The sequence below is a fragment of the Achromobacter marplatensis genome (genome assembly GCF_002209535.1).
Taxonomy (GTDB): Bacteria; Pseudomonadota; Gammaproteobacteria; order Burkholderiales; family Burkholderiaceae_B; genus Achromobacter; species Achromobacter marplatensis.
The window spans coordinates 1-13,474 of record NZ_NJIG01000019.1 but is presented as its reverse complement, the minus strand read 5'-3'; the positions used below and the strand labels follow the sequence as shown (position 1 = coordinate 13,474).

Annotated in this window: 10 protein-coding genes; 8 read left to right on the top strand and 2 right to left on the bottom strand. The window is 67.0% G+C overall.

The genetic code is table 11. The annotated features are described in order from the left end of the window. Positions 1-2 precede the first annotated feature (2 nt). The 6 genes from CEY09_RS27110 to CEY09_RS27085 all read left to right on the top strand — a co-directional run bounded on the left by CEY09_RS27110 (position 3) and on the right by CEY09_RS27085 (position 6,019). The gene (locus tag CEY09_RS27110; protein ID WP_088590979.1) at positions 3-1,040 is read left to right on the top strand and encodes an L-idonate 5-dehydrogenase; all 1,038 of its coding nucleotides are present in this window, start codon (positions 3-5) and stop codon (positions 1,038-1,040) included. 26 nt (positions 1,041-1,066) lie between these two features. Next, positions 1,067-1,732: an amino acid ABC transporter permease gene (locus CEY09_RS27105; RefSeq protein ID WP_088590978.1), complete on the top strand. Its 666-nt coding sequence runs from the start codon at positions 1,067-1,069 to the stop codon at positions 1,730-1,732. Beyond that, positions 1,729-2,388: an amino acid ABC transporter permease gene (locus tag CEY09_RS27100; RefSeq protein ID WP_006227993.1), complete on the top strand. Its 660-nt coding sequence runs from the start codon at positions 1,729-1,731 to the stop codon at positions 2,386-2,388. Before CEY09_RS27105 ends, CEY09_RS27100 begins: the two co-directional genes overlap by 4 nt. Next, positions 2,385-3,197 (top strand): amino acid ABC transporter ATP-binding protein, encoded by an 813-nt coding sequence (locus tag CEY09_RS27095; RefSeq protein ID WP_088590977.1) that lies wholly within the window; start codon positions 2,385-2,387, stop codon positions 3,195-3,197. Before CEY09_RS27100 ends, CEY09_RS27095 begins: the two co-directional genes overlap by 4 nt. 69 nt (positions 3,198-3,266) lie before the next feature. After that, positions 3,267-4,478, top strand: a complete 1,212-nt coding sequence (manD, locus tag CEY09_RS27090) for a D-mannonate dehydratase ManD (RefSeq protein WP_006227995.1) — start codon at positions 3,267-3,269, stop codon at positions 4,476-4,478. Next, on the top strand, positions 4,466-6,019 hold the full coding sequence (locus tag CEY09_RS27085) for a mannitol dehydrogenase family protein (protein WP_088590976.1): 1,554 nt from the start codon (positions 4,466-4,468) through the stop codon (positions 6,017-6,019). The genes manD and CEY09_RS27085 overlap by 13 nt, the downstream gene beginning before the upstream one ends. A 12-nt stretch (positions 6,020-6,031) precedes the next feature. On the opposite strand, the gene CEY09_RS27080 is transcribed toward CEY09_RS27085, so the two are convergent. Continuing rightward, positions 6,032-6,802 (bottom strand): class I SAM-dependent methyltransferase, encoded by a 771-nt coding sequence (locus CEY09_RS27080; protein WP_088590975.1) that lies wholly within the window; start codon positions 6,800-6,802, stop codon positions 6,032-6,034. Between the two features lie 93 nt (positions 6,803-6,895). Between CEY09_RS27080 and CEY09_RS27075 the strand changes: the two genes are divergently transcribed. Beyond that, positions 6,896-7,729 (top strand): helix-turn-helix transcriptional regulator, encoded by an 834-nt coding sequence (locus CEY09_RS27075; RefSeq protein ID WP_088590974.1) that lies wholly within the window; start codon positions 6,896-6,898, stop codon positions 7,727-7,729. Here CEY09_RS27075 and mutY read toward each other — a convergent pair. Further along, positions 7,726-8,805 (bottom strand): A/G-specific adenine glycosylase, encoded by a 1,080-nt coding sequence (gene mutY, locus CEY09_RS27070; RefSeq protein ID WP_088590973.1) that lies wholly within the window; start codon positions 8,803-8,805, stop codon positions 7,726-7,728. The genes CEY09_RS27075 and mutY overlap by 4 nt on opposite strands. A 197-nt stretch (positions 8,806-9,002) precedes the next feature. On the opposite strand from mutY, the gene CEY09_RS27065 reads away from it, so the two are divergent. Next, positions 9,003-12,611 carry an indolepyruvate ferredoxin oxidoreductase family protein gene (locus CEY09_RS27065; protein WP_088590972.1) on the top strand — a complete coding sequence of 1,203 codons (3,609 nt, stop codon included), beginning with the start codon at positions 9,003-9,005 and terminating at the stop codon, positions 12,609-12,611. The last annotated feature ends 863 nt before the right edge of the window (positions 12,612-13,474 follow it).

Here is a 13,474-nt window from a genome sequence, read left to right as displayed (position 1 = left end):
CCATGTTGAACTGCGCAATTCATGGCGCCCAGGACCTGCGCCTGGACGAACAGCAGCCCGAGGCGCTGGGCCCCACGCAAGTGCGGGTGGGTGTCAAGGCCGTGGGCATCTGCGGGTCCGATCTGCACTATTACCGCCACGGCAAAGTGGGCGACTTCGTCATCCGCGAACCGCTGACGCCGGGACACGAGGCGTCGGGGCAGGTGCTGGAAGTGGGCGCCGCCGTCACCACCGTCCGCCCGGGCGACCGCGTGGCGCTGGATCCGGCGCGCACCTGCGGGGTGTGCCGCTATTGCCGCCAGGGCGACTCCAACCATTGCGAGGCCGTGTTCTTCTTCGGCAGCGCCAGCCGCTATCCGCACATGCAGGGGGCGATGCGCGAACAGGTGGTGGTGCAGGAAAAGCAGTGCCTGCCGGTGCCGGACAGCCTGTCGTTCGAGCTGGCGGCGTTCGGCGAGCCGCTGGCCGTGGCGCTGCATGCGGTGCAGAGTGCGGGCAGCCTCTTGGGCAAGACGGTGATGGTGGTGGGCGCCGGGCCGATCGGCGCGCTTATCCTGATGGCGGCGCGGCTGGCCGGCGCCAGCCAGGCGATCGTGGTGGACATCGTCGACGAGACGCTGGCCACCTGCAGCCGCGTGGGCGCCACCCGCACCATTAATGCCGCCCGCGATCCCGGCGCCATCGAGGAACTGGCTGCGGGCAAGGGCTCGGTTGACGTGTGCTTCGAGGCCTCCGGCAACTACGCCGGGCTGGCCAATTGCATCCGCGCGACGCGGCCGCGCGGCGTCATCGTGACGGTGGGCACGCTCAGTGGCAGCAGCGAGCAATGCCCTTTCAACCAGATCATGGTCAAGAGCCTGTCGGTCATCGGCAGTTTCCGCTTCGTCGACGAATACGCCTGGGCCGTCGACTACCTGAGCCGCGGCGTGCTCGACGTATCGCCGCTGCTGACGGCTGCGGTGCCGGTCGCCCGCGTGCACGACGCGTTCGCGCTGGCGGCCGACCGCCACCAGGCCATGAAAGTGATGGTGACGTTCTGACGCGCCCTTAGTCCCCCGGAGACTTCATGGATTTCGATTTTTCCCCGCTTGTCGAGAACTGGCGATTCTTCGCCGGCGGCCTCGGCGTCACCGTGGCGCTCAGTGCGGTCACGGCGGTGTCCAGCATCCTGCTGGGCCTCGTGATCGCGCTGCTGCGCCTGTATGGGCCCCGCTGGCTGCGCGGGCTGCTGGTGTTCTACATCGACAGCATGCGCGCCATCCCCGTGCTGGTGGTGCTGGTCTGGATCTACTTCGCTTTCCCGCTGCTGGCCGGCGTGAACTTCGCGCCTTTCTGGGCGGCGCTGGTGGCGCTGACCCTGCACATCGCGGCCTACTCGGCCGAGGTGATCCGCGCCGGCATCGAATCGGTGCGGCCGGGGCAGATGCGCGCGGGCCTGGCGCTGGGCATGTCGCGCGCCCAGGCGCTGCGCAAGATCATCCTGCCCCAAGCCACCATCCGCATGCTGCCGGCCTTCGGCTCCGTGCTGACGGTGGCCATCAAGGACACGGCCATCGCCACCGTCATCGCGGTGCCTGAACTGATGCACAAGGCCGAGACCATCGCGGGCCAGAGCTATCGGCCCATCGAAGTCTTCACCGCCGTCATCGTGGCGTACTTCGTGATCCTGTTCCCGGTCACCCGCGGCGTGGACCGGCTGTACCAACGCTACGCACACCTGGGGCGCTCATGAACTTGGACTGGGGAATCATCTGGGATTCGCGCGACGCGCTGCTGCAAGGCGCCGCGATGACCATCATGCTGACGGTGGTGACGATGGCGCTTGCCGTGCCCGGCGGCATGGTGCTGGCGCTGATGCGCCTGTCGTCGAACCGGCTGGCCAACGGCGTGGCCGTCGCCATCGTGGAGTTCTTCCGCAACCTGCCGCTGATCCTGGTGATCTATTGGGCGTTCTACGTGATGCCCATGGCGCTGGACGTGCAGTTCTCGGCGGTGACCACGGCGCTGGTGGCGCTGGTGCTGAACGTGTCGGCCTACAACTCGGAAACGTTCCGCGCCGGCATCAATTCGATTCGCAAGGGGCAGATGGAAGCCGCGCTGGCGATGGGCATGTCGCGCCGGCAGGCCATGTTCAAGGTGCTGATCCCGCAGGCCGGGCGCCGCATCCTGCCGGTGCTGGCCAGCACCTGGATCTCGCTGTTCAAGGATACGTCGCTGGTGTCGGTGATCGCGGTAAGCGAATTGGCCTACGCCTCGATGCAGGTGCGCGCGCAGAGCTTCCGCGTGCTGGAAATGCTGACCGCGATGGCGGTGATCTATTGGCTGATGGGTTATCCCCAGGCCAAGCTGGTCGACTGGATCCATCGCAAATACGGAGTCAAGGAATGAACGACATGATCCTGGAGCAAGAGCCGGCCACGGCGCGCACGGCGTCGGCCGCGCGCAAGGGCGCGGACCAGCCGCCCGTGCTGGTCTATGAACACGTGCGCAAGGTCTACGGCGATTTCGTGGCGTTGGCCGACGTGTCGCTGCAAGTGAACAAGGGCGAGGTGATGTGCCTGATCGGCCCGTCCGGTTCCGGCAAGTCCACGCTTTTGCGTTGCACCAACGCGCTGGAAAAACTGGATGGCGGGCGCGTGTTGCTAGACGGCGTGGCGTTGCCGGAATCCGAATCCGAGGTGCGCCGCGTGCGCCAGCGCATGGGCATGGTGTTCCAGAGCTTTGAGCTGTTCCCGCACAAGTCTGCGCTGGACAACGTGGCGATGGGGCCGATCACGGTGCTGGGCATGGCGCCAGAGGCGGCGCGCGCCCGCGCCATGGGGCTGTTGGAAAAGGTGGGTCTGGCTGCCAAGGCGGGCAACTTTCCCGCCAACCTGTCCGGCGGCCAGCAGCAGCGCGTGGCGATCGCCCGCGCGCTGGCGATGGAACCCGAAGTGATGCTGTTCGACGAACCCACGTCGGCGCTTGGCCCGGAAACGGTGGGCGAAGTGCTGAACGTGATGAAGAAGCTGGCGCAGGAAGGCATGACGATGATCGTCGTGACCCACGAGATGAGCTTTGCGCGGCGCGTGGCCAATTGGGTGGTGGTGTTCGAGAACGGCGCCATCCTGGAGCAGGGCCCGCCCACGCAGATTTTCGACAACCCGCAAGTCGCCCGCACCCGCGACTTCCTCAGCCATCTGGGCTGGGAAGGCTAGGGCCTGAACGGGGCTCCTTTTGGCATCAACGGGGCCTAAGACCTTTTCCTGTCTCTACGGAAATCTAAAATGAAAATTACGAACGCACGCGTGATCGTTTGTTCGCCGGGCCGCAATTTCGTGACCTTGAAAATCGAGACCGACCAGGGGCTGACCGGCATCGGCGACGCCACCCTGAACGGACGCGAGCTGGCCGTGTCGGCCTACCTGACCGAACACGTCATCCCCTGCCTGATCGGGCGGGACGCACACCAGATCGAAGACATTTGGCAGTACCTCTACAAGGGCGCGTACTGGCGCCGGGGGCCGGTCACCATGACCGCCATCGCTGCGGTGGACACCGCGCTGTGGGACCTGAAGGCCAAGGCGGCCGGCCTGCCGCTGTATCAGCTGCTGGGCGGCAAGAGCCGCAGCGGCGTGATGGTCTACGGGCACGCCAACGGGTCGGACATCGAGCACACGGTGGACGAAGTGCTGCGCTACGCCGACATGGGCTACCGTGCCATCCGCGCGCAAAGCGGCGTGCCGGGCCTGGACAAGGTCTACGGCGTGGGCCGCGGGAATCTATTCTATGAACCCGCCGATGCCGACCTGCCCAGCGAGCACGACTGGTCCACCGAGAAGTATCTGCGCCACACGCCGCAGCTGTTCGAACGCATCCGCGAAAAGCTGGGCTTCGACCACCACCTGCTGCATGACGTGCACCACCGCCTGACGCCCATCGAGGCCGGGCGCCTGGGCAAGTCGCTGGAGCCCTACAACCTGTTCTGGATGGAGGACGCGACGCCGGCGGAAAACCAGGAGGCGTTCCGCCTGATCCGCCAGCACACCACCACGCCGCTGGCCGTGGGCGAAATTTTCAATTCCATCTGGGACTGCAAGGACCTGGTGCAGAACCAGCTGATCGACTACATCCGGACCACCGTGGTGCACGCGGGCGGCATCACGCACCTGCGCCGCATCGCGGACCTGGCGTCGCTATATCAGGTGCGCACCGGCTGCCACGGCGCCACCGACCTGTCGCCCGTCTGCATGGGCGCGGCGCTGCATTTCGACCTGTGGGTGCCCAACTTCGGCATCCAGGAATACATGCGCCACACGGATGAGACGGATGCCGTTTTCCCGCACGCCTATACGTTCGACCAGGGCATGCTGTATCCCGGCGACGTGCCGGGCCATGGCGTCGACATCGACGAGAAGCTGGCCGCCAAGTATCCGTACAAGCGCGCCTACCTGCCGGTGAACCGCTTGCAGCAGGACGGGACGCTATGGAACTGGTAGCCGCCGGCGCGGCGCGCCTGTCGCCCGCGGGCTTGTCCGCGCTGCCGGACACGGTGGCGCGCCCCGGCTATGACCGGGCCGCCTTGCGCGCGGGCATCGTGCACTTGGGGCTGGGCGCGTTCGCGCGCGCGCACCTGGCGGCGGTCAACGAAGCCGCGCTGCATGCCGGCGCGGATCGCGGCTGGGGCATTTGCGGCGTCTCGCTGCGCCAGGCCGATACGCGCGATGCGCTGGCGCCGCAGGACGGGCTGTACGCCTTGGCCCTGCGCAGCGCCGATGCAGCGGGCCAACCGCGCCAGCACGTCGCGGTCATCGGCTGCCTGCTGGAAACCCTGGTCGCGCCGGAAGATCCGCAGGCGGTGCTGGCGCGCATCGCGCATGCGGACACGCGCATCGTCAGCGTCACCGTGACCGAGAAGGGTTATTGCCATGATCCGGCCAGTGGCCGGCTGAACCTGGACCACCCCGACATCGTGCACGACCTGGGGCAGCCGTTGGCCCCGCGCAGCACGATCGGCTTTCTGGCGTGGGGCTTGCAACAGCGGCGCGCGGCGGGGCTTGGACCCATCACACTGATGTCGCTGGACAACCTGCCCAGCAACGGTCATCTGCTGCGCGGCATGGTGCTGGCGTTTGCCGAGCAGGTCGACCGCGCCCTGGCGGCATGGATCGCGTCGTCCTGCGCGTTTCCGTGTTCGATGGTGGACCGCATCGTGCCCCGCACGACGGACGACGACCGTCGCGCGGTGGCCGATGCGTTGGGCGCACACGATGCATGGCCGGTGCTGGCCGAGCCGTATCTGGAATGGGTGATGGAAGACCGCTTTGCCGCCGGCAGGCCGGACTGGACCGCGGGCGGCGCGCGCTTCGTGGCCGAGGCCGCGCCCTTCGAAACGCTGAAGCTGCGCACGGTCAACGGCGCGCATTCGGCGCTGGCCTATCTGTCGGTGATGGCCGGCTGGGAGACGGTGGACCAGGCGATGGCCCATCCTGCCTTGAAAGCCTATCTGGCCGCGCTGATAGGCGACGAGATCGTGCCGACCCTGCCGGCGTTGCCGGGCCTGGACCTGGCGCAGTATCAAGCCCGCTTGCTGCAGCGCTACCAGAACCCGGCGCTCAAGCACCAGACCCGGCAGATTGCGATGGATGGCTCGCAGAAGCTGCCGCAGCGCCTCTTGGACACCGTGCGCGCGCGGCTGACGGCGGATCTGCCCATACCCGGCCTGGCGCTGGCCGTGGCGGGGTGGCTGCACTTCTTGCGGGGCGTGGATCAGGCGGGACGCCGCTACGAGATCCAGGACCCCATGGCCGACCGCCTGGCGCAGCAGTACGCGTTGGCGGAACAGGCGGCGCAGCGATCGGGGGAGGGGCCGGCGGCGATGTTGGCCTGGGCCGGGTCGATGACGAGCCTGGCGCCGGTGTTCGGGGATCTGGGCCAGGACCCGCGTTTCGTGCGGGCCGTGGCGCAGGCGGCGCAGTCCTTGCGCAGCCAGGGCGTGGCCGGCGCGCTGGCCGCGCTGGCAGCCGCCACACCCCGCTGATCCGGGATCGGATCAGCCCGGCTTCTTCACCACGATCGTGGCTGTGTCGCTGGTGAAGGAGCCGTCTTCCTGCACGTCGAAGTGCGCGCGCACCACGTCCGGCGCAATGCCGAACATGTGGCGCAGCGCCGCCACCAGCGTGTCCGGCGTGCGCATGCGCGTAACCCAGGTCTGGAATTCCAGCGGCAGGCGGCGCGGCGACAGCCCTTGCAGGGTGAAGCCGGCTTCGGTCAGCATGCGCGTCCATTCCGCCACCGAGTAGTCGCGCACGTGCGAGGTGTCTCGCAGCACTTCGATGGTCTGCAGCCAGGTATCCAGCAGCGGCTCGCCGGGCGAGACCACGTCGGCGAACACGGCGATGCCGCCGGGCTTGAGCACGCGGAAGGCTTCGCGCAGGCCGCGTCCGGCGTCCTGCCAGTGGTGGGTGGAATAGCGCGACATCACCAGGTCGAATTCGCCGTCGGCGAACGGCAAGTATTCGGCCTTGCCCTGACAGGTGACGAGGTTGGCCAGGCCGCGCTTGGCGGCTTCGGCCGCCACCACGTCCAGCATCTGCTGCGACAGGTCGTAGGCGGTGACGTGGCGGACTTCGGGCGCGACGTGAAAGCTCACGTGGCCGCCGCCACAGCCCAGGTCCAGCACGCGCGCATCGGGGTGCTGGCGCGCAATGCCGGCCATTTGCTGCAGGTCTTCGCCCTGGGCGTGGACGGCGCTGGTCAGGTAGGCGGTGGCGCGGGGGCTGAATTGACGGTCGACGGCGGCGTCGTGGGTACTGGCGGTCATGGATATCCTCAAGGGGCTGGGTACGGAACAACGGGTGCAGGCGCTAAGATAGGCGGGCCCGTATACACGTACAAGCCCATTGCTTATCCTGGTATGACTACTTCCCCCCTTGCCGGCGCCGCCAATCAGGACGGTTCCCCCTTGCGCCGACAGGCGCTGGGCGAATTCGTCCGCAGCGCCCGTTCCCGCATCACCCCCCAGATGGCCGGGCTGCCCGAAGGCATGCGCCGCCGCACGCCGGGGCTGCGGCGCGAAGAAGTCGCCCAACTGTGCGGCATCAGCGTCACCTGGTACACCTGGATCGAGCAGGGGCGGGAAGTTTCGGTGTCGCCCTCGGTCTGGTCACGCATCGCGGGCGTGCTGCAACTGGCCCGCGCCGAGCGGGCCTACCTGTTCGACCTGGCCGACTGCGCCGACCCGCAACACGCGCGCGACGACGCGGGTGCCGCGCCCGGTCCGCTGCAGGAATGCGTGAACGCCATCGACGCGCCCGCCTACGTGCTGGACCGCGCCTGGAACGTGCTGGCCTACAACGAGCCGTTGCGCGACCTGTTCGACGACTGGCCCACGCGCGACCCCGAACCGAACCTGCTGCGCTACATCTTCATGGACCCGGCCGCGCGCGAACTGGTGGTGGATTGGGACCAGCGCGCCCGCCGCGTCGTGGCGGAGTTTCGCGCGGACGCCGGCGCACACCTGGACGAACCAGCGGTGCTGGGCCTGCTGGACACATTAAGCCGCCAGAGCCCCGTGTTCGCCCATTGGTGGACGCGCCACGCCGTGGTGGAGCGCGAGGGGGGGTTGCGTGAATTCCAGCACCCCCGGGACGGCAAGCTGGCCTTCCAGCAGATCACGTTCCGGCTGGCGACCCATCCGGACCTGAAGCTGGTGATGCTGCTGAGCGGGGCGGCGCAGGCCGAGGCCTAGTCGCGGAACAAGCTGTCCTGCATCCCCGCGTCCACCAGCCCCTGCAGCAGCTTCTTGACCGGCGCGGGCAGCGCCATGGATGCCAGCTTATCCGCATGGACCCAGCGTTCCGGCAGCGCCGATTCGCGCAGGCTGGCTGCGCGCACAGGCACCAGCCATGGCCGGATGTGCAGGCGGTAGTGCGTGAAGGTGTGGGCGAAGGCGGCCAGTTCAAAGCGTTGTTCGGGCTCCAGGCCCAGCGCGCGCGATGCGGCGTCGGGGTCGCCCGCCACGTCGAATTCGGGCAGGCTCCACAGGCCGCCCCAAATGCCGGGTTCGGGCCGTTGCTGCAACAGGAAAGCCCCTTGGTGTTGCAGCACCAACATACAGGTCTCGCGTTCCGGTATTGCGCGGCGCACTTTGGGGGTGGGCAGTTCGGCCTGGCGGCCCTCGCGGCGGGCGACGCAGCTGTCGGCCACCGGGCATTTGTCGCAAGCGGGCTTGCCGCGCGTGCACAGCGTGGCGCCCAGATCCATCAACCCTTGCGTGTAGGCGGCCATGTCCAGGCCGGGGGCCGCCTCGACCTGGGCGTCGGCCAGCGCCCATAGCCGCGTTTCGATTTCCCGCTTGGCGGGATCGCCGGCAATGCCGAAGTGGCGCGTGAACACGCGCTTGACGTTGCCGTCCAGGATGGGCGAACGCTCGCCGTAGGCGAACGCCGCAATCGCCGCCGCCGTGGACCGGCCGATGCCGGGCAGGGTCGCGATGGCTTCCGCGGTGGGCGGGAAGCGGCCGTTCCAGTCGCGCGCGATTTCCTGCGCGCAACGGTGCAGGTTGCGGGCGCGGGCGTAGTAGCCCAGTCCGGCCCAGTACGGCATCACGTCTTCCTGGGCGGCGGCGGCCAGCGCGGCTACGTCCGGGAAGCGTTGCAGGAAGCGGTCGTAATAGGGGATCACGGTGGCCACTTGCGTCTGCTGCAACATGATCTCGGACAGCCAGATCCGATACGGGTCACGCGTGTTTTGCCAGGGCAGATCATGGCGGCCATGCTGGCGCTGCCAGGCGACGATACGAGGGGCGAATTCCATGGCGCTCATTATCGCATCGCCCTATTGCCGGGGTCGGGGCGACCGGTTACAACTAAGAGCCTGTGCGACGCGCTTTTGGGTGTTGCCAGGCCCTACCTAGAGCGCGAAAGCGCCATCACTTCACTTTCACGGCCCTTGTTGGCCCGCGGGCGCGCATGGCGCGCGACGCGAAGCTGGTGGGGGCATCCAGATCTTGGAGTCGAGACATGAATGCCCCCCTGCCGCCCGCCTTGCGCGCCGCGCTTGAATCCGTCCAGCTGGACGACAAATACACCCTGGAATCCGGCCGCGCGTGGATGAGCGGCATCCACGCCCTGGTTCGCCTGCCGATGATGCAGCGCGTGCGGGACGTGCGGGCGGGGTTGAACACGGCGGGCTTCGTGTCGGGCTACCGAGGGTCGCCGCTGGGCGGCGTGGACCAGAACATGTGGAAGGCGGCCAAGTACCTCAAGGCCCACCACGTCGAGTTCCAACCGGGCATCAACGAAGACCTGGCCGCCACCGCCGTGTGGGGGTCGCAGCAGGTCAACCTGTTTCCCGGCGCCAAGTACGACGGCGTGTTCGGCATGTGGTACGGCAAAGGCCCCGGCGTGGACCGCTGCGGCGACGTCTTCAAGCACGCGAATGCGGCCGGCACCTCGCGCCACGGCGGCGTGCTGGTGGTGGCGGGCGACGACCATCCGGCCAAGTCCTCCACGCTGCCGCACCAAAGCGACCATATCCTGAAGGCCTGCATGATCCCGGCGCTGTTTCCGGCCAGCGTCCAGGAAGTGCTGGATTTCGGCCTGCACGGCTGGGCGATGAGCCGCTACGCCGGCGTATGGGTGGGCATGAAATGCATCACCGACATCGTCGAAGTGTCGGCCTCGGTGGATGTAGACCCGCACCGCGTGCGCATTCAGCTGCCCGAAGACTTTCTGATGCCGGCCGACGGCCTGAACATCCGGGTGCCGGACACGCCGCTGCAGCAAGAGGCTCGGCTGCTCGACTATAAGCTATACGCCGCGCTGGCCTACGCACGCGCCAACAAGCTTAATCGCCAACTTTGGCATGTGCCCGAGCGTGATGCGCGCTTCGGTATCATGACTTCCGGCAAGGCGTATCTGGACACGCGCCAAGCGCTGTCCGACCTGGGGTTGTCCGAAGCCGTCTGCCAGCGCATCGGCCTGCGCCTGTTCAAGGTGGGCATGGTGTGGCCGCTGGAATCCACTGGCATGCAGCAGTTCGCCGAAGGCCTGGACGAGATCCTGGTCGTCGAGGAAAAGCGCCAGGTGCTGGAATACCAGTTGAAGGAAGAGCTGTTCAGCTGGATCGGCAGCGGCAAGAAGATTCCGCGCGTGGCCGGCAAGTTCGACGACAAGGACGGCGGCGAATGGTCGGTCCCGCAAGGCAATTGGCTGCTGCCCGCGCACTACGAGTTTTCTCCGGCGATGGTCGCCAAGGCGATCGCCGCGCGCCTGTTGCGGTTTGAATTGCCCGAGGACGTGCGCGCCGGCATCCTCGCCCGGCTGGATTTCATCAGCGGTCGCGACCAGGCCCTGGCGCGCCCGCGCGTCGTCGAAGAGCGCAAGCCCTGGTTCTGTTCGGGCTGTCCGCACAACACATCGACCCGCCTGCCCGAAGGCTCGCGCGGCATGGCGGGCATCGGCTGCCACTACATGGTGCGGTGGATGGACCGCAACACCGAGGTCTACACGCAGATGGGCGGCGAGGGCGTGCCCTGGGTGGGCCAGGCGCCGTTCACCGAGGAAAAGCACGTCTTCGCCAACCTGGGAGACGGCACGTACTTCCATTCCGGGCTGCTGGCTATCCGCGCCGCCGTGGCAGCCAAGGTGCCTATCACCTACAAGATCCTGTTCAACGACGCCGTCGCCATGACGGGCGGGCAGCCCGTCGATGGCCCGATCAGCGTGCCGATGATCAGCCGCCAGATGGCCGCCGAAGGCATCGACAAGATCGTCGTCGTGACAGACGACCCCGACAAGTACAACGACGTCACCGACCTGGCGCCGGGCGTGCCGGTAATGCACCGCGACGAACTGGACGCGGTGATGCGAGAACTGCGCGAGCATCCTGGCGTGTCGGTGCTGATCTACGACCAGACCTGTGCCACCGAAAAGCGCCGCCGCCGCAAGCGCAACGCCTATCCTGACCCGGCGCGCCGCGTCGTCATCAACGAACGCGTCTGCGAAGGCTGCGGCGATTGTTCGCAGAAGTCGCATTGCCTGTCGGTGGAGCCGCTGGAAACCGAATTCGGCCGCAAGCGTGCCATCAACCAATCCAGCTGCAACAAGGACTTCTCCTGTCTGAAGGGCTTCTGCCCCAGCTTCGTGACGGTGGAAGGCGGCAAGCTGAGAAAGCCCAAGGCCTTGTCGCAGGAAGGGGGCATCGACGAAGCCGTGCCCGCCCCGCGCGCGCCCGCGCTGGATCAGCCCTACGGCGTCTTCATCGCTGGCGTGGGGGGCACGGGCGTCGTCACCATCAGCCAATTGCTGGGCATGGCGGCGCACCTGGAAGGCAAGGGCTGTTCGGTGCTGGACATGGCCGGCCTGGCGCAAAAGGGCGGCGCCGTGTATTCGCACGTGGTGCTGGCGCAATCGCCCGAGCACCTGATGAATACACGGGTTGCCATGGGCGAGGCCGACCTGCTGCTGGCGGGCGACCTGGTGGTTGCCACCAGCGCGGACAGCATGGCGCGCCTGCGCCCGGGCCGCACCCGCGCGCTGCTGAACCGCGACAACGCGCCCACTGCCGCTTTCGTCTCGAATCCTGATTGGACGCTGCCCGGCGCCAACCTGACCGCCGACCTGCAGGCGGCCTGCGGCAAGGAGAACTTGCACACGGTGGACGCGGCCGCGATGGCGGTGGTGCTGCTGGGCGACGCCATCTACGCCAACCCCCTGATGATGGGCTACGCGTACCAGAAGGGCTGGATCCCGCTGTCGCAAGAGGCGCTGCTGCGCGCGATCGAGCTCAACGGCCAGCAAGTGGCGAACAACCAGGCCGCCTTCGCCTGGGGCCGCCGCGCCGCGCACGACATGGCCGATGTGATGCGGATCTTGGCCAACGGCGGCATGCCGATTGCCCCGCCCGAAGACATCATCGAAATCAAACGCCCGCGCGCCGCACCCGTGACCGAACTGAAGAAACCCGCTGGCGAATTGGCGCAGTTGGTGGCGGTGCGCAAGGCGTTCCTGACGCAATACCAGAACGAGGCCTACGCGAAGCAGTACACGGACCTGGTGGACAAGGTGGCCCGAGCGGAACAGGAAGCCACGGGAACGAACCGCCTGGCGATGGCCGTGGCGCGCAACGCCTTCAAGCTGATGGCCTACAAGGACGAATACGAGGTGGCGCGGCTGTATTCGGACGGCGAGTTCGTGAAGAAAGTCGGCGAGCAGTTCGAAGGTGATTGGAAACTGCGCTTTCACCTGGCTCCTCCGCTGTTCTCCCGACGCGACAAGCAAGGCCATCTGATCAAGCGCAGCTACGGACCGGGAATGCTGAAGGTGTTCGGCGTGCTGGCGAAGTTGCGGCGGTTGCGGGGGACGCGGCTGGATGTGTTCGGCTACACGGCGGAACGGCGCGCGGAACGCGAACTGATCCGGGAGTACCGGGAGACGATGACGGCGATCTTGTCGAAATTGAACCGCGGGAATCTGGAAAAGGCGGTGACGTTAGCGGGGCTGCCGGAGGAGATCCGGGGCTACGGACATATCAAGGAGGCGGCGATGGAGAAGGTGGCTGGGAAGCGGGAGGAGTTGCTGAGGGAGTTCAGTGCGAGGGTGGTGGCGATTGGGGTGCGGGCGGCTTGATGGAGTGGTTGTTATTGGTGGTGTGATGGCGGTTGTGGTTCTTGAGACGCCCGGCGGGTTGGTGGCCGGTGGGGCGCGGGTCAACGATTGCGGTCCGGAGCCTTCGCTCCGGACTGCCCCGTCGTCATCTTCGTTGCCGCCTACGGCGGCTGCCTTCAGATTCCCTCGGGCTTATCGACGCCCCGCGCCCCACCGGCCACCAACCCACCGGACTCCGTTGAGCGCAATTTCTCGGTCGCTGGGGAGGGCGGTGTGCTTAGGGTTCTTCTCCACGGCGGGGAGGGGTGGAAGGTCTTGCGGGGCCCGCTCCCGGCCGGCCGCGCGGGCGGCCTTTGGGAGCGTACGCGTTGTCTTGCGTTGAGGCTTTTGGCGCTTCGCGTGTGGGGGCGTTGTGGGTGTTTTTCGGTTGGGGTGGTTTGGGTTTGGGGATGACTTGCGGGGTTGTCCCTTGTCGGTGTCTTGCGGCGTGAGGATGCTGGTGGGATTCTGGGCGCATTGCGCACGTGAACCCTTTCGACGTATGCCTCTACGATGGGTTACGCGCGATGCACGTGCTCGTTCTAATGCCGGACTTGCCGCGCTTCACCCATCCTACGACCGCCGGTCGGCGGTTGCCGGTTGCCGGTTGGCGGGTGGCGGTTGACGATTGAGGTGGGTGGGGGTGTTCGTCGTCGTAGGATGGGTGGAGTGCGTCCCGATAGGCCTGAGCACACGGATGTATGCCGCACGTAACCCATCATCGATGGGAGTGTCATAAATTTTGTGTTTGAGGCCTAACATACCGCTCAAGGAGCACATGTATGGCCACAAAGAAGAAACCTCCCCTGAGGGAATTGCCGTCGATCCCGGCAGATCTGGTTGAT

Excerpts from the sequence above, each read along its gene's own strand:
- CEY09_RS27085 (WP_088590976.1), top strand. The coding sequence starts at position 4,466 with ATGGAACTGGTAGCCGCCGGCGCGGCGCGCCTGTCGCCCGCGGGCTTG.
- CEY09_RS27080 (WP_088590975.1), bottom strand. The coding sequence starts at position 6,802 with ATGACCGCCAGTACCCACGACGCCGCCGTCGACCGTCAATTCAGCCCC.
- mutY (WP_088590973.1), bottom strand. The coding sequence starts at position 8,805 with ATGAGCGCCATGGAATTCGCCCCTCGTATCGTCGCCTGGCAGCGCCAG.
- CEY09_RS27105 (WP_088590978.1), top strand. The coding sequence starts at position 1,067 with ATGGATTTCGATTTTTCCCCGCTTGTCGAGAACTGGCGATTCTTCGCC.
- CEY09_RS27110 (WP_088590979.1), top strand. The coding sequence starts at position 3 with ATGTTGAACTGCGCAATTCATGGCGCCCAGGACCTGCGCCTGGACGAA.
- CEY09_RS27100 (WP_006227993.1), top strand. The coding sequence starts at position 1,729 with ATGAACTTGGACTGGGGAATCATCTGGGATTCGCGCGACGCGCTGCTG.
- manD (WP_006227995.1), top strand. The coding sequence starts at position 3,267 with ATGAAAATTACGAACGCACGCGTGATCGTTTGTTCGCCGGGCCGCAAT.
- CEY09_RS27095 (WP_088590977.1), top strand. The coding sequence starts at position 2,385 with ATGAACGACATGATCCTGGAGCAAGAGCCGGCCACGGCGCGCACGGCG.
- CEY09_RS27065 (WP_088590972.1), top strand. The coding sequence starts at position 9,003 with ATGAATGCCCCCCTGCCGCCCGCCTTGCGCGCCGCGCTTGAATCCGTC.
- CEY09_RS27075 (WP_088590974.1), top strand. The coding sequence starts at position 6,896 with ATGACTACTTCCCCCCTTGCCGGCGCCGCCAATCAGGACGGTTCCCCC.